Origin of the sequence: Taurinivorans muris, from assembly GCF_025232395.1 — a bacterium.
Classification (GTDB): Bacteria; Desulfobacterota; Desulfovibrionia; order Desulfovibrionales; family Desulfovibrionaceae; genus Taurinivorans; species Taurinivorans muris.
Genome location: NZ_CP065938.1, coordinates 1,009,181 through 1,023,159, shown reverse-complemented (window position 1 = coordinate 1,023,159; position 13,979 = coordinate 1,009,181). Strand labels below are relative to the sequence as shown.

General features: G+C 44.3%; 19 protein-coding genes. 10 read left to right on the top strand and 9 right to left on the bottom strand.

Features of this window, described 5'->3' with window-relative positions; all coding sequences use genetic code 11:
* Window positions 1–3: 3 nt before the first annotated feature.
* The 5 genes from JBF11_RS04825 to JBF11_RS04805 all read left to right on the top strand — a co-directional run bounded on the left by JBF11_RS04825 (window position 4) and on the right by JBF11_RS04805 (window position 3,718).
* Entirely contained in the window at window positions 4–891 is an 888-nt protein-coding gene (locus tag JBF11_RS04825; RefSeq protein ID WP_334316242.1) for a DMT family transporter, read from the top strand.
* Between the two features lie 108 nt (window positions 892–999).
* On the top strand, window positions 1,000–1,215 hold the full coding sequence (locus JBF11_RS04820; protein ID WP_334316241.1) for a FeoA family protein: 216 nt from the start codon (window positions 1,000–1,002) through the stop codon (window positions 1,213–1,215).
* A gap of 7 nt (window positions 1,216–1,222) precedes the next feature.
* Complete coding sequence (locus tag JBF11_RS04815; RefSeq protein WP_334316240.1) at window positions 1,223–1,453, top strand: FeoA family protein; 231 nt, start codon at window positions 1,223–1,225, stop codon at window positions 1,451–1,453.
* A 3-nt stretch (window positions 1,454–1,456) separates the two neighbouring features.
* Window positions 1,457–3,583, top strand: a complete 2,127-nt coding sequence (feoB, locus tag JBF11_RS04810) for a ferrous iron transport protein B (RefSeq protein ID WP_334316239.1) — start codon at window positions 1,457–1,459, stop codon at window positions 3,581–3,583.
* A 9-nt stretch (window positions 3,584–3,592) separates the two neighbouring features.
* Complete coding sequence (locus JBF11_RS04805; RefSeq protein ID WP_334316238.1) at window positions 3,593–3,718, top strand: FeoB-associated Cys-rich membrane protein; 126 nt, start codon at window positions 3,593–3,595, stop codon at window positions 3,716–3,718.
* Window positions 3,719–3,847: 129 nt separating this feature from the next.
* Here the strand turns inward: JBF11_RS04805 and JBF11_RS04800 are convergent, their stop codons facing one another.
* The 4 genes from JBF11_RS04800 to JBF11_RS04785 all read right to left on the bottom strand — a co-directional run bounded on the left by JBF11_RS04800 (window position 3,848) and on the right by JBF11_RS04785 (window position 6,109).
* A complete protein-coding gene (locus JBF11_RS04800; protein WP_334316237.1) occupies window positions 3,848–4,660 on the bottom strand; it encodes a M48 family metallopeptidase in 813 nt (270 codons plus the stop codon).
* Between the two features lie 260 nt (window positions 4,661–4,920).
* On the bottom strand, window positions 4,921–5,385 hold the full coding sequence (locus tag JBF11_RS04795; protein ID WP_334316236.1) for a hypothetical protein: 465 nt from the start codon (window positions 5,383–5,385) through the stop codon (window positions 4,921–4,923).
* Between the two features lie 19 nt (window positions 5,386–5,404).
* Entirely contained in the window at window positions 5,405–5,731 is a 327-nt protein-coding gene (locus JBF11_RS04790) for an IscA/HesB family protein (protein ID WP_334316235.1), read from the bottom strand.
* Between the two features lie 51 nt (window positions 5,732–5,782).
* Complete coding sequence (locus tag JBF11_RS04785; protein ID WP_334316234.1) at window positions 5,783–6,109, bottom strand: IscA/HesB family protein; 327 nt, start codon at window positions 6,107–6,109, stop codon at window positions 5,783–5,785.
* A 242-nt stretch (window positions 6,110–6,351) separates the two neighbouring features.
* On the opposite strand from JBF11_RS04785, the gene pyrR reads away from it, so the two are divergent.
* Window positions 6,352–6,879 carry a bifunctional pyr operon transcriptional regulator/uracil phosphoribosyltransferase PyrR gene (gene pyrR / locus JBF11_RS04780; protein WP_334316233.1) on the top strand — a complete coding sequence of 176 codons (528 nt, stop codon included), beginning with the start codon at window positions 6,352–6,354 and terminating at the stop codon, window positions 6,877–6,879.
* Between the two features lie 11 nt (window positions 6,880–6,890).
* Window positions 6,891–7,763, top strand: coding sequence for a 50S ribosomal protein L11 methyltransferase (locus JBF11_RS04775; RefSeq protein ID WP_334316232.1), 873 nt, complete (start codon window positions 6,891–6,893; stop codon window positions 7,761–7,763).
* Between the two features lie 87 nt (window positions 7,764–7,850).
* Here JBF11_RS04775 and JBF11_RS04770 read toward each other — a convergent pair whose 3' ends face one another.
* The 3 genes from JBF11_RS04770 to JBF11_RS04760 are packed head-to-tail and all read right to left on the bottom strand — an operon-like array spanning window position 7,851 to window position 10,080.
* Window positions 7,851–8,087, bottom strand: coding sequence for a molecular chaperone DnaJ (locus tag JBF11_RS04770; RefSeq protein WP_334316231.1), 237 nt, complete (start codon window positions 8,085–8,087; stop codon window positions 7,851–7,853).
* 17 nt (window positions 8,088–8,104) lie between these two features.
* Entirely contained in the window at window positions 8,105–8,779 is a 675-nt protein-coding gene (locus tag JBF11_RS04765) for a histidinol phosphate phosphatase domain-containing protein (RefSeq protein ID WP_334316230.1), read from the bottom strand.
* Window positions 8,780–8,781: 2 nt separating this feature from the next.
* A complete protein-coding gene (locus tag JBF11_RS04760) occupies window positions 8,782–10,080 on the bottom strand; it encodes a phenylacetate--CoA ligase family protein (protein WP_334316229.1) in 1,299 nt (432 codons plus the stop codon).
* Window positions 10,081–10,250: 170 nt separating this feature from the next.
* Between JBF11_RS04760 and rsfS the strand changes: the two genes are divergently transcribed.
* From rsfS to JBF11_RS04745, 3 genes are read left to right on the top strand one after another with little or no spacing between them, the layout of a single operon-like run.
* Window positions 10,251–10,631: a ribosome silencing factor gene (gene rsfS / locus JBF11_RS04755; protein WP_334316228.1), complete on the top strand. Its 381-nt coding sequence runs from the start codon at window positions 10,251–10,253 to the stop codon at window positions 10,629–10,631.
* Between the two features lie 2 nt (window positions 10,632–10,633).
* A complete protein-coding gene (gpmI, locus tag JBF11_RS04750) occupies window positions 10,634–12,154 on the top strand; it encodes a 2,3-bisphosphoglycerate-independent phosphoglycerate mutase (protein WP_334316315.1) in 1,521 nt (506 codons plus the stop codon).
* Between the two features lie 10 nt (window positions 12,155–12,164).
* Window positions 12,165–12,395, top strand: a complete 231-nt coding sequence (locus JBF11_RS04745; protein ID WP_334316227.1) for a hypothetical protein — start codon at window positions 12,165–12,167, stop codon at window positions 12,393–12,395.
* Window positions 12,396–12,490: 95 nt separating this feature from the next.
* Here the strand turns inward: JBF11_RS04745 and JBF11_RS04740 are convergent, their stop codons facing one another.
* A complete protein-coding gene (locus tag JBF11_RS04740) occupies window positions 12,491–13,549 on the bottom strand; it encodes an AI-2E family transporter (protein WP_334316226.1) in 1,059 nt (352 codons plus the stop codon).
* Window positions 13,550–13,978 (bottom strand): xanthine phosphoribosyltransferase, encoded by a 429-nt coding sequence (gene gpt / locus JBF11_RS04735; protein WP_334316225.1) that lies wholly within the window; start codon window positions 13,976–13,978, stop codon window positions 13,550–13,552.
* Between the last annotated feature and the right edge of the window lies 1 nt (window position 13,979).

The window sequence follows — 13,979 nt, the reverse complement described above, 5'->3', positions numbered from 1 at the left end:
AATATGAATAAAAGCGTTGGCGCCGTTCAGGCGGCGTTTTCCTCCATCTTTTTCGGGTTTATCCCTTTTTTTGCTTTGCCTCTTTATGAGCTTGGGTATACGAGCGATTTGACGTTGTTTTATCGTTTTTTTACCGCTGCCGTGCTTATGGGGCTTTTTCTTTTTGCAAAAGGAAAAAGTTTTGCAATTTCTTTCAAATCGCTTTGCAGCATTATGCTGCATGGGGCGAATTATTTCATTATCGCCTTGTTTTTGTTTCTTGCCCTGAGGTATGCGGACAGCGGCTTGGTGACAACGGTTTTTTATACCAACCCCATTTTCGTGCTTTTGCTTTCCGCCGTATTTTTTCGTGAAAAGCTGGAATGTTATAAAATTGTTCTTATCTGTCTGACAAGTTTGGGGGTTGGCTTGCTCTCGGGATTTTTTTCCGGAAACATCGCGATAAGCATGCTCGGTTTGGTATTGAGTTTGCTTGCGGGGCTCGGCTATGCCGTGTATATCGTTTTGCTGATGAAATTGCCCGCACGGGATGTTTCAAGAGAGGTTTTCTCTTTTTATCTTTTTTTGTTCGGAGCATTGGCAAGCCTTGTCTATATGCTTTTTTCCGGAAATTTTTTTATTGCGTCCACGGTTGATGAATGGATGTATATTTTGGGGTCGGCGCTGATCACCGGAGTTGCTTCCAATATGCTTCTTATTTATGCTTTGCCGCAAATCGGAACGGTGTTCGTTGCCATTATCGGAGTGCTTGAACCTTTGACCGCCGTATTTATCGGGATATTTTATTTTGGCGAGGGAATGACGCTTGAGAAAGCGTTCGGTATTTTGATTGTTGGGTGCGCCATTATTCTGCTTTCTGTCATCCCTAAGCTGCGTAAAAACAATATTTAAAAAAATAGTTCTGTTTAATCTTGACAAATAAACGGGTTTTGCATTAAATGAAATTGAAATTGATTTTCAATATTGAAAAAACAAATTGTTTCTGTTGAGGAAAAGGCTATGTTTCCGTTAGCTTTAGCCCGTAAAGGTGAAAAACTGATTATCCGCAAAATCAAAGCCGGACATGAAATCAAAACCCGTTTTAAGGAATTGGGTTTTTGCGAAGGTGCGCAAATAACAATTGCTTTGGCGGAACGCGGAAATTTGATTGTCAGGACAAAAGACAGCTCTTATGCTATCGATAAGGATTTTGCTCAAAACGTTTATGTGAGTTAGGAAAATTATGTATACTTTAAAAGACGTGCCTATCGGCGGTTCCGTAAAGGTTCTTAAGGTTCACGGAGAGGGACCGGTCAGACGGCGGATTATGGATATGGGAATTACTAAAGACTGTAAAATCAAATTGGTGCGGACCGCTCCTCTTGGTGATCCTGTCGAGGTGACATTAAGAGGATATATGCTTTCTTTGCGTAAGGAAGATGCCGGAATGATCGAAGTTGAGGCGGAGGGGTAAACGATGAGTATCACTATTGCATTGACAGGCAATCCCAATAGCGGCAAAACTACCATGTTCAACGACTTGACAGGCAGCAATCAGTATGTCGGGAACTGGCCCGGAGTTACCGTTGAAAAGAAAATGGGCTATTTTAAAGATGAAAAGGAAATTCAAATTCAGGATTTGCCCGGAATTTATTCTTTATCACCCTATACTTCGGAAGAAGTTGTTTCCCGGAATTTTTTATTGGATGAATGTCCCGACGTTATTTTAAATATAGTGGACGCCAGCAATATAGAACGCAATCTGTATCTGACGACGCAGCTTCTGGAACTTGGCATTCCTGTTGTCATTGCTCTCAATATGATTGATGTCATCCGCAAACGGGGCGACACCATCAATATTCAGGAATTGGAAAGGGTTTTCGGCTGTCCCGTGTTTGAAACGTCCGCCCTTTTGAAAGAAGGCTCAAGAGAGGCTGTCGCAAAAGCTGTCGAGCTTGCGAAAATGCAGAAAGAGCAAAAGCATTTGCCTTCGATTTTTGAAGGGACTGTTGAACATTCCATCGCCCATATTGAAGAAATCATTGAAAAACTGGTTCCTGCCGATAAAGTCCGCTGGTACGCTATCAAACTCTTTGAACGTGACGCCGATATTCAGGAAAAACTGAAGCTCGATGCAGAACAGCTCGCCCATATTGAGGAACATATTGCAAACTGTGAAAAAGATCTTGATGATGATTCCGAAAGTATCATTATCAATCAGCGTTATTTGTTTATCACCAAGCAAATTGAACGCTTGGTCATAAAAAAGAACATAGGGGAAGTAACGCTTTCTGAAAAAATTGACAGTATCGTGACAAACCGTTTTTACGCCATTCCGATTTTCGCGGCTGTCATTTTCCTTGTTTATTATATTTCTGTGACGACGCTGGGAACTCTTGCCACGGATTATACCAACGATATCATTATCGGGGAATTTGTGCAGGGTAATTTAAATGAATGGTTGGAACGTTCCGGAACAAGCGGGTGGCTTGCGGGTCTTGTCGTTGACGGCGTTGTCGGCGGTGTCGGGGCGGTGCTCGGTTTTATTCCGCAAATTTTATTGGTTTCTTTTCTTCTCGCCATATTGGAAGATATCGGTTATATGGCGCGCATTGCCTTTATCATGGATAAAATTTTCCGTAAATTCGGTTTGTCCGGCAAGTCTTTTATTCCTATGCTCATCGGCAGCGGCTGCGGTATTCCCGGAGTTATGGCTTCCCGTACTGTTGAAACGGAAAGTGACAGAAGGATGACGATTTTAACGACGACCTTTATTCCATGCAGCGCTAAGCTTCCTATTATCGCCCTTATTGCCGGGGCATTGTTCGGCGGTGAATGGTGGGTTGCTCCGTCAGCGTATTTTATGGGCATTTTCGCTATTGTCATTTCCGGCATCATGCTGAAAAAAACAAAGCTTTTCGCGTCAACTCCAAGTCCTTTTGTTATGGAGCTGCCTCCCTATCATTTGCCTGTGCTTGGAAATATTTTGCGCGTGACTTTGGAACGGGGTGTTTCATTTTTCAAAAAGGCGACAACCGTTATCCTGCTTTCTTCCATTGTGCTGTGGTTTCTGCAGGGGTATGGATTTGAAAACGGCAGTTTTGCCGCTGTGGAAAATAGCGATGAAAGCTTGCTTGCCGTTCTTGGCAATATCATTGCTCCGTTATTTGCTCCGGTGGGCTTCGGAACATGGCAGGCGACCGTCGGAACTGTGACCGGGCTTATTGCGAAAGAAAACGTTGTCAGCACGCTCGGGGTGCTTTACGGTTTTGCGGAGGTTGCTGAAAGCGGTGAAGAATTTTGGACTTTGTTCGCCAATGATTTTACCAAAGTTTCAGCCTATGCGTTCCTTGTCTTTAACTTGCTTTGCGCCCCGTGTTTTGCGGCTATCGGGGCGATCAAGCGGGAGATGAATAATCCTGCATGGACATGGTTTGCCATTACGTTCCAATGCGCGCTCGCCTATGTTGTTTCTCTCATCATTTACCAGTTGGGAACATTCATGACGACCGGCGTGTTTACGTTTGGAACATTTGCAGGCTTTGGTGCGGTTGTTTTTATTGTGTATATGTTGATACGCAGAAACCCTTATAACAAGTACTAGGAAAAAATCATGAGTGACATCATTGTAATAGCTTTAATTGCCGTGGCTGTGATTTATGCGATTAAACAAATACGGACCAAAAACACATGTTCGTATTGCGATAAATGTTCTAAAAACTCAAACTGCAAAAAATGAGCGTTTTGTGAATGACGAATAAAAGAGCGGCTTTTGCCGCTCTTTTCGCACTGAAGCGGCGAACAAAAAATCCTGCAACGCATGCAGGATTTTTTATCTCCGCAATTTCGGAAAATTTGTGTCTTTGAGTTATTTTTTTGTGTTTGCAGGTTTCTTTATGCCTTCTTTTGTGGCGCGCTTTTCCATGCGTTCGATACGCTTGTCAAGGTCCGGGTGGGTTGAAAACAACTGGTTCAACGCACTGCTTTTCTTGGCACCCCCTGCTCCTTCCTGCATTTTTTTCAGCTTTTGGAAAGACAATGCCATAGCCCATGGATTTTTGCCCGCTTTTTTCAGAAATTCGTAACCGTAATCATCAGCCGCACATTCTTGTTTTTGCGAATAGGAAGCGTTGACCAATGCTTCCCCCAAATCACCCAGCTGTGAATCTGTCAGAACAGCCGTTTTTCCCCCTTTGGATGAAATGCCGTCCTTCAATGCTGATGTCAGCAATGCCGTACGGAAGCCTTCTTTTGAATCCCTGTGCGCCACGTGTCCCACTTCATGGCCTATCACGCCCAGCAATTCCTCGTCGGTCATGATGTCCATCAATGAGGAAAATACGCGCACACTGCCGTCGGCACAGGCGAAAGCGTTCACATCTTTCACATGGTACACTTTGAAGTTCAAGGGGATACCGTCTGCATCGCCCAAGCCTTTGGTCAATTTTTTCAAACGGACGGTGTATGGATCGTTGGCTGCGCAAACTTTGTTGTTCTTGTCCATCCAGTCAACGTATTCCTTTACATATTCCGCCATTTGTTCGTCGGTCAGGGTGACGGCTTTCACGGCTTTTGTCGCTCCGCTTATCGCTTTGTTCAAATCAAACGCCATGGCGGGAGTTGTTCCTGCCAAACATAACAGAATAAGGGCTGCCTGAAACAATATTTTTTTAATTTTCATGTTTTTCCTCTCCTAAAAAATAAAATGTTTTGAATTTTTTGATGCAATGTATGTAATATTGGCAGATTATTTGAATTAGTCAAGATTTAATCTGCAAGTATGCATAAAAGGGTACTGCCGGACAGGAAACGGATTGAAAATAGGGAAAAAAAGGGCGAGTGCAATTAAAATTAATAAAACAGCCCGAATGGACCGGGCTGTTTTATGTTTATATGGCAATATAATTATGATATTAGCTGTAAGTTTTGATTATGTTTAAATCATGCAAGCCATGTCACAAGGCAATAGGAAATAATCCAAATGGCGACATCGAGCATGATAGGGGATATGATTTTGCCTTTTAAAAGGCTTTTTACGGAAATGATCAAGGAAATGATTTTTCCGATAAACGTGAAAAATGCGAAGCCTAAGGCGGCTAAAAAACCCATTTGCAGAAAAACGAAAAAGATAAGTCCGAAGCTGATAATGCCGGTAAGGCAGGAATCGTGCATATTGACATTTGTGAATGCATATTGGGTAAAAAGAGGAGATTGCCGGAAATTACGATAAGCGCGCTGGGAATTGGTCTCTTCCTCGTCAACGATTTCAGGTTCAATCACTTCTTCATTTTCAGGTTTTTCTTCGTGTTCCGCTTTTTTGGGATGACGATAAAGTTCATGAATTTGTCGTTCGCAGGATTTGCAGTATCCGTTTTCAAGAATTGAATTACAAAAAGGGCATTTCATTTTTCAAACCTTTTTATCTCTATTTTTTGCAGGAAGAACCGCACGTACCGCAGCTTGTTCCGGAACAAGCGCTTCGTTTCGGAAAAGGAATGCGGGGGGCTGCGATAAACGTATCATCAGTGACATCAATATGAATACCGCCGCATTTTTTCAATAATTCAGCATTAATGCAGAAAACAAAATCCTGCACGGCGATAACTTCGTCCCCTTCCGTCGGAGAATCCAAAATAAATTCCAGTCTGGAGCTTTGCTCTCCCGGGGCTAAATAAAGACGGATAGGTTGTTTTTCTTGGGATAAAAAGAAAGTTTCCAGTTCTTTTCGGGCGTTTAAACTGATTTCAATCATAGCGTCATAAAGGTATTCCCACAAAAAGCTGTGGGAATACATTGAAATAAATTAGATGGAGCAGGAACCGCCGCTGCTGCAGCTGGAGCAGCCGGAAGAACCGGACGCGTTGAGCGGAATTTCAGGTTCGACAGTAAAGCCTAAATAGGTAATGTCGATGGTCGCACCACCAATTTGTGAAAGTAAGCTTGTTTCAATGCAGAATGTATATCCTTCTGCTTCCACTGTTGTATCATCTGATTTGGACTCATCCAGAGCCAAAGATAATTTAGGACCGCGTCAGCCGCCGGGAGCTAAAAAAACACGAATGGTGCTTTTTTCTTTTGTTGCGAAAAAAGCATCAAGTTCTTTTTTGGCATTTTCTGATAATTTAATCATTCTTTTTTCCTCTAACGCACTATGCGTGAATGTTTGTATTATTAAAATAGGTTGCAAATACGGATTTGTCAATGTCGGAATTTTGATTATTCCGGATATGGAATTTAATTTTCCAATGATTAAGCATGGTTTTAACCATGTTATTTTTTTCTGATAAAATTCTTGCTAAAATTTCATTGCAATAATTTTGTGTTCGGGTACAATTAATTATGGTGCTTGCCTTGCATCGTACAGGAGTTGTTATGAAAGTTCTTATGAATAAAAACGAAATGGCGCGTACTTTAGAGCGTTTGGCGTATCAGATATTGGAAAAATACGAAAATTTGGACGATGTTGTTTTAGTCGGGATAGTCCGCAGAGGTGTGTACTTATCCAACAGAGTGGCGGATATCTTGTTTGAAAAAACAGGCAGGAAAGTCATTCAGGGAACGCTTGACATCAGTTTGTACCGGGATGACTGGACTTCGCTTGCCGCAATTCCCGAACTGACGGCTTCGGATATTCCGGTTTCCATTGAGGGAAAACGGGTGATTTTGATTGATGATGTCTTATATTCAGGCAGAACCGTAAGGGCGGCGCTTGAGGCTTTGCAGGATTACGGGCGTTCTTGTTCCATTGATTTACTCGTGCTTGTGGACAGGGGACATAGGGAACTGCCTATTTATGCCGCGTATGTCGGAAAGCAGGTGAATACGGCAAAAAGCGAACAGATCGACGTGCTTTTGGAAGAGTTGGACGGAATCGATGAAGTAAGGCTTCTTCCTCAATAAGGAAAAACAGTATGGATACAGAAGAAAAATATCTTGAACGCTTGGAAATTCTTGTTGAAGAGGAAGATTTCGCTCTTGCGGAAGCACTTGTCGGTCAAGCCCTCAGTTACGGCTGGGAAGAGGAAAGCCTCGCCACGGGGCAGATAAAATTGACGCTGCATTGCGAGGACGGGGAGCTTTTAAATGCCCTTGCGGTTCAGATACGAAATTTCTTGCCGGAAGCACAGTGTTTGCGTTCAAAAATCGTGCAGGCTGACTGGACCAATGCATGGAAAGAATATTTTACGCCCATTGAAGCGGGAGATTTTGTTATTTTGCCCCCTTGGCTTGCAAAAAGCTATGAAAATCCCCAAAAGCTTTATCCTATCATCATCGAGCCGAAATCAGCCTTCGGAACAGGGCATCATGCCAGCACCGTTTTGTGTTTGAAAGCCATAACCGCTTTGTATCATGAGGGCAAAATCCGCGCAGGTCAGCGTTTTTTGGATTTGGGAACAGGCACGGGTATTTTGGGCATTGCGTGCACGCATTACGGGCTGACGGGCTGCGGGTTGGATATTGAGTCTTTGGCTGTGGATAACGCAAAGGAAAACTGCGTGTTAAATTCCGTGAAAGATTTTACTGTCGGACTGGGAAGCATTGAGAAAGTGCAAGGGCTGCAATTTGACGTCGTTATCGCAAATATTTTAGCCCAGCCATTGCGGGAAATGGCGGAGGATATTATTAATGCGGTAAGCCCGAACCATATGCTTATTTTATCAGGATTTTTAGGAATACAAGTCGCTGATTTGGAAAAAGCCTATGAAAGAATGGGCAAGGCACGGCAATTTCGGCAGGAAACAGATATGAAAGACGGGGAATGGGTATCGCTTTATTGGGGATGATTTCTTAGACTCTTTTCTTTCTTATGAAAATATTAAAAGAAAAATGTGGGAACTATTCCCACATTTTTTAATGTTAAACAGATAGGATTAAATTTTTCCCGTTCCGTTGCAGTGCGGGCATGGTATGCTGTTATCGCATTTCGGACAGCTTAATGGAATATAAAATTTTGCACCGTTGCAGCGTTTGCAAGTTTCTTTGGTGCCGTCTTCATGTTTGATGTAACCGCGTCCGCTGCAGCCCATGCAAAGAATTTGTCTTTGCCCGCCCCAGCAAACACCGCAGGATTGCCTTCCGGAACCATTACATTTTGGACATTCTGCCATATTGTACTCCTTTAAATTTATTGGATTTTTTGTAATAATTCATAGCTGTTTTCCTTTTCTACGCAAGCCCCTTTTAAAATCATCCTTTGCATTTCAGGGCTATGGATTTCATGCAGTGAGCGCGCCTTGCTTCCAAGGGCGAGTTTCGCCCCGTGCTTATCGGCAAGCTTTGCCAAATGCGTATTGGCGTAAGCGTGTTTCGGGTGGGTTGAAACTTCAAGGAACACATTGTTTTCTTTGGCAAGTTCCACGCATTTTTCGTCAATAAGCCCCGCATTGAAAAGAATATCCGCTTTCGCCCTTATTGCGGAAAAATTAGTGCCCTTTTCCACAATGTCGGAAATGCTTTCCCCGTGTACGCCGATGAAAGGAATGTTAATGGAGCGGTAAAACGCAACAGCCGTTTCAAGAAGAGCGGGCGGAACATGCCGCAGCTGTATTCCGAAAATCACCTGCATATCATAATAAACAGCGAGCTCATGGATATATTTTTGCGTTTCCAAAAGCGAGGCGATATGCGGTGAGGCGTTTATGGCTTTCTGCGTATTCCCGTTTCGGATTGCTTCTGCCGAAACAGGGATATGGTCTGTATCGGCAATAAGGGCGATAGCGCGCAGTCCCAAACTTTTTGCGTAAAAAACAGCGGAAGCCGGGGGGAGTTGCTCATTGATTTCAATATGAAAGTCTATCATTATTAACGTTTGTCGATTATCCGTTTCGCTTTGCCGTCGGTCCTTTCGATTGTTTTGGGCTCGACAAGGCGAACCTTGGTTGTGACCCCAAGAAATTCCTTGATTGTCTTTTGAATTTTCTGTTCGCGTTGCTGCAAGCCTTTAATGGTATCGGTAAAGGTTCCTTCTGCGATTTCCACTAAAATTTCAACAGTATCCAGCGCGCCTTCGCGGGTGACGATGATTTGGTAATGAGGAGCCGTTCCTTCCGCTTCGATGATGATACCCTCGATTTGCTGCGGATACACGTTGACGCCGCGAATGATGAGCATGTCGTCGGAACGTCCTTTCAGGCGGTTGATTCTTCTAAAGGTTCTGCCGCAGGCGCAGGGCGTTGTGTTGATGGAAGTGATGTCCCTTGTTCTGTAACGAAGAAGCGGCACGCCTTCTTTGGTGAGGGTTGTGAGAACAAGTTCGCCCTCTTCGCCGTCTTCCAGCTGTTCTCCGGTTATCGGGTCGATAATTTCAGGGTAGAAATGGTCTTCTTGGATATGCATGAGTCCGTTGGCGCTCGCTTCGCATTCACAGGCGACTCCTGGACCCATGACTTCGGAAAGCCCGTAAATGTTATACGCTTTGATGGAAAGTTTTTCCTCTATCTCGTGCCGCATGTTTTCCGTCCATGGTTCCGCCCCGAAAACACCGATACGCAAAGGAAGTTCTTTAAAATTGATGTCGGATTCAAGCCCTGCCTCATAAAGGTATAGGGCATAGGAAGGAGTGCAGCAAAGGGCTGTGGCTTCAAAATCGCGCATAAGCTGGATTTGACGCTTGGTGGAGCCTCCTGACATCGGAATTGCTACGGCGCCAAGCTGTTCAGCCCCATAGTGCGCTCCGAGTCCTCCGGTAAAAAGTCCGTATCCGTAGGCGATATGTATCATGTCTTTTTGGGTCAGCCCGACGGATGCGAAAGATCGTGCCATACAGTTCGCCCAGTTGTTGATATCCCTGTGGGTATAGCCGACCACCGTCGCTTTTCCCGTTGTTCCGCTTGAGGCGTGCAGGCGGACGATATTTTCCTTAGGCATGGCGAATAAGCCGTAGGGATAATTGTCACGCAAATCTTGTTTTTCCGTAAAAGGAAGGTATTTTATGTCAGAAAGGGATTTTATATCTTTCGGCGTAATTCCAATTTCGTCAAATTTTCTTTGATAGAATGGAACGTTCGCATACAGGCGCGCGCATAAATCTTGCAGTCTTCTCAGCTGCAGCTCTTTTAATTCTTCTCTTGGCAAGGTTTCTAAATCTTGTTGAAACATCATAATTAATCCACTCCTTACAGCATACCTTTCACAAAAGTTATTTTTTTTATGCATCATTTTTTTTGCAAGGTCAAGATAAAGCGGATAGGGAACAAAAAATTTACAAAAATGTTATTTGTGCTTGTGGAAAAATTTTGCTAAACTGGGAAAAAATCCCTTGGAGAATAGGAATGGCGAAAGAAAAAAAGTTTTCGCTTCTGCCCGTTAAGGAAAAAGCCGAGTATGTCTATACATGGCTTGTCGAGGGCAAAGCTAAAGATATTAAAGTGTTGGATGTGAAAAGCGCTGTCACGGACATTGTTGTCATCGTTTCCGCAAGTTCCGCCCGTCATGCCAAAAGCTTGGCGGACCATATCATCATGGAAAGCAAAAAAGAGAAATTTGAAATTTTGTCAACAGAAGGGTATCAGGCAGGAACTTGGGTTCTTGTTGATTTGAATGATATTGTCGTGCATATTTTTCAGGAAGAAACCCGTGAATTGTTCCAATTGGAAAATTTGTGGCGTGAGGCGGAAAGCGTCGTTCTTTCCGAAAGGGCGAAAAAGGTATGAGTATGGGGGCTGTTCCTAAGACGTTATTGCTCATTTTGGACGGTTACGGGCTTGCGGAAGAAAGTGCCGGAAATGCCGCGAAACTCGCGAACACGCCTTATCTGGATGCGCTGTTGGCTGACAGTAACTTGGCAAGGCTTGAAGCTTCGGGCGAAGCGGTCGGGCTTCCTGCCGGGTTTATCGGCAATTCCGAAGTCGGGCATTTGAATATCGGGGCGGGAAGAGTTGTTTTGCAGGATATGAAAGCTGTTGACGCTGCTATTTCAAATGGCGATTTTTACCGCAATCCTGTTTTGCTTAGGCTTTGTGAACAAATCAAAAAACAGCACGGACGCCTGCATTTGATGGGGCTTCTTTCCGACGGCGGCGTGCACAGCCATATCAATCATATAAAAGCGCTGCTCCGTTTGGCGAAAGAACAGAATGTTCCTGTCTATTTGCACGCGTTTACGGACGGAAGGGATACTTCGCCCACGTCCGGCATGCATTATGTGCAGGAAATTTTAAGCGCCATGGATGAGTATGGCGGCAAATTGGCGAGCATTTGCGGGCGCTTCTATGCGATGGATAGGGATAAGCGCTGGGAACGTGTGGAAAAAGCTTGGAATATGCTGGTCGACGGCGTGTCGGATACCGCTTCTTCCGCCGAAGAAGTTTTATCCGCTTCTTATGCGAAAGAAATTACCGATGAGTTCATAGAACCGCATTTGCTTTTGGCAAAAGAAGAAGCGACCGTCCAAAACGGCGACGGAATTTTCTTTTTCAATTTCAGGGCGGACAGGGCGAGGGAGCTTGCGCATGCTTTTCTCGATAAGGAATTTTCCGGTTTTCAAAGAAAATTTGTTCCGCTAACCTCTATGGCTTCCATGACGGTGTATGAAGCGGATTTGCCTCTGCCCGCGGCTTTTGGCAAAGATGTTTTGCCCAATACCTTGGGGGAATGGGTTGCGAAACACGGCTTGAAGCAGCTGCGTATCGCTGAAACGGAAAAATATGCGCATGTCACCTATTTTTTCAGCGGAGGCAGGGAAGAAACGTTTCAAGGCGAAGAGCGAATTTTGGTAAATTCTCCCAAAAGCGTTGCGACGTATGATTTGAAGCCGGAAATGAGCGCTTTTGAAGTTACGGATAAACTTGTGGCGGCAATACGGAGTTCTCGCTTTGATTTTATTGTTTGCAATTTGGCAAATCCCGATATGGTCGGGCATACCGGCAATCTTTCCGCAGCGGTAAAGGCGTGCGAAGCGGTTGATTCCTGCGCGAAAAAAATCATTGAAGCGGCTTTGCGGGAAAATATGTATGTTTGCGTAACCGCTGACCATGGCAATGTGGAAGAAATGTTCGACGGTGAAGGCAAACCGCAGACAGCCCACAGCATGAACAAAGTACCGTTTTTAATACTCAGCGGAACAGGGTCGGTTAAGACCGAAAAAGAAGGAAAGCTCGGAGATATCGCCCCGACCTTGCTTGCCCTTTGGAAACAAGAAAAACCGGCGGAAATGGACGGCCGGTCTTTGATATAGAGGGGATGATATGGATATTGTGAAACCGGTTGCCCCAAGCGGTTTGGAGCTTATTTTCGTTTATGAATGCCCTCACTGCGGGCAAAAAAATGTGTTGATTTCACCCACGAGCCCGCGTTCTGTGAAGTGTGAAAATTGTCAGAATGTTTTTCCTATTTTGCCGGTCAATGAACGGAGCGTGCAGTATGTGAAGCTGATGATGGGAAACGGCTATTCCGCCGTTGACTTGGATTATTTTTAGCTTGGCTTTTTTTCTAATACCGAAAAAGCAGGGCGAATGTCCTGCTTTTTTTATGGAATTTAATTCTTGCGGGTCATTAAGAAGGGTAAGCGCTTCTATTCCATATGTTCCGCTTTCCGCAATAAATAATCGCTTTCTTCCACGGCTTGAATGCCAAGTGCCACAAGGGTGGGACCGAGGATAAGCCCGATCGGGCCAAAAGCGATGATACTGCATATGATAGCGAAAAATAAAACGATGATGGATGTTTTTATGCCCTTTTGAAGGCAATAAGGGCGTAAAAAGTTGTCAGCCCCCGCAACAATGATGATGCCCCAAAGCACAATGCCGAGCGCGCTGTAAAAAGAACCGCCGACCCAAACCGTAATGGCGATAGGCATCCAGATAAGGGCTGTTCCCAAAATCGGAATGACGGCGCAAATCATGGCTGCCAATCCCCAAAAAGCCGCATCGTTCACGCCGAAAATGAAAAATCCGATACCTGTTAAAATTCCCTGCACGAAAGCGACAAAGAAAATTCCCAAAAAAATGGAGCGCACAGCTCGTTGCAGGGCGATGATGAACCTGTCGATACACTCTTGCGGAAGCCCCGTGATTCTGACGGCAAGTTTGTAACATGTTTTTGCATAAACAACGGCAAGCCCGGCAAGGAAAATAATCAAAAAAAGCTGCAGAGCAATATTTATGGTGCTGCCGGCAAAGCTGATACCGCCCGTTAAAAGCAGCTGCAAGAATTTGGAAAGGTTTCGTTTTATTGTTCCGCTTATTTCCGCAGTGGAACTTTGCAGGTCTTGAAAGCCGGGAATGGCGTCCAGCCATATGTAAACATGATTGATATATTGTTCAGCCACAGGGGGTAGTTCCAATCCTTTATCGACCCACAGGAGAATGGTTTTATAGCCGTTGACAGCCTGCGGAGTGACAAGAACCGTAATCAGGACAATGGGAATGATAAAAAGCAGGGCGAGGCAGGCATAGTAAATTCCGACAGAAAACCAAATGCTGAATTTTTTGTTGAGCCGCTGAAAAAAAGGATAGGTTAAAAACGCTATGGCGCTTGCCATAATGATAAGATTTGTCTGTGAATGAAAAAGCAAAATCCAACATAAAACGGCAAGGCAAGCCAAAATCCGTGACTGCAGTTTAGGGTTCATTTACTCATGTTCCCATGGAAAAATAAACCATGTGTTTTGGTCTACTGCTGTGATATACGAATCTATAAGCGTTTTATAGTCTTCCTTGATATAAAGGCTGGCATAATGAGCGGCAGGAAAGAGTTTGCGGACCGTTTTCGCCGTGTTTCCGGTATTTACAATATCGTCGACGACAAGCAGGTTTTTGTCGGGCAAAGAAGAAATTTTTATGATATGTTCTTGATTTTGATTGGTATCAAAGCAAACAGTGTCAATAACATGGATATTGAGTTCCCGTGCGATAAGGGCGGCGGGCACAAGCCCTCCCCGGCAAACGGCAAGGATTGCGTCAAATTTTTGTATTTCTTTCAGCTTATTGGCTAAACGCAAAGCGTCACGGTGAACTTGCTCCCATGTGACGGGAAAAGTATTGACGGTTTTGTTTTGCATG

Coding starts and splice junctions, on each gene's coding strand:
- JBF11_RS04765 (WP_334316230.1), bottom strand. CDS start 8,779: ATGATAGACTTTCATATTGAAATCAATGAGCAACTCCCCCCGGCTTCC.
- JBF11_RS04815 (WP_334316240.1), top strand. CDS start 1,223: ATGTATACTTTAAAAGACGTGCCTATCGGCGGTTCCGTAAAGGTTCTT.
- JBF11_RS04745 (WP_334316227.1), top strand. CDS start 12,165: ATGGATATTGTGAAACCGGTTGCCCCAAGCGGTTTGGAGCTTATTTTC.
- JBF11_RS04775 (WP_334316232.1), top strand. CDS start 6,891: ATGGATACAGAAGAAAAATATCTTGAACGCTTGGAAATTCTTGTTGAA.
- JBF11_RS04795 (WP_334316236.1), bottom strand. CDS start 5,385: ATGAAATGCCCTTTTTGTAATTCAATTCTTGAAAACGGATACTGCAAA.
- gpmI (WP_334316315.1), top strand. CDS start 10,634: ATGGGGGCTGTTCCTAAGACGTTATTGCTCATTTTGGACGGTTACGGG.
- gpt (WP_334316225.1), bottom strand. CDS start 13,978: ATGCAAAACAAAACCGTCAATACTTTTCCCGTCACATGGGAGCAAGTT.
- JBF11_RS04790 (WP_334316235.1), bottom strand. CDS start 5,731: ATGATTGAAATCAGTTTAAACGCCCGAAAAGAACTGGAAACTTTCTTT.
- JBF11_RS04760 (WP_334316229.1), bottom strand. CDS start 10,080: ATGATGTTTCAACAAGATTTAGAAACCTTGCCAAGAGAAGAATTAAAA.
- rsfS (WP_334316228.1), top strand. CDS start 10,251: ATGGCGAAAGAAAAAAAGTTTTCGCTTCTGCCCGTTAAGGAAAAAGCC.
- feoB (WP_334316239.1), top strand. CDS start 1,457: ATGAGTATCACTATTGCATTGACAGGCAATCCCAATAGCGGCAAAACT.
- JBF11_RS04805 (WP_334316238.1), top strand. CDS start 3,593: ATGAGTGACATCATTGTAATAGCTTTAATTGCCGTGGCTGTGATTTAT.
- JBF11_RS04740 (WP_334316226.1), bottom strand. CDS start 13,549: ATGAACCCTAAACTGCAGTCACGGATTTTGGCTTGCCTTGCCGTTTTA.
- JBF11_RS04770 (WP_334316231.1), bottom strand. CDS start 8,087: ATGGCAGAATGTCCAAAATGTAATGGTTCCGGAAGGCAATCCTGCGGT.
- JBF11_RS04800 (WP_334316237.1), bottom strand. CDS start 4,660: ATGAAAATTAAAAAAATATTGTTTCAGGCAGCCCTTATTCTGTTATGT.
- pyrR (WP_334316233.1), top strand. CDS start 6,352: ATGAAAGTTCTTATGAATAAAAACGAAATGGCGCGTACTTTAGAGCGT.
- JBF11_RS04825 (WP_334316242.1), top strand. CDS start 4: ATGAATAAAAGCGTTGGCGCCGTTCAGGCGGCGTTTTCCTCCATCTTT.
- JBF11_RS04820 (WP_334316241.1), top strand. CDS start 1,000: ATGTTTCCGTTAGCTTTAGCCCGTAAAGGTGAAAAACTGATTATCCGC.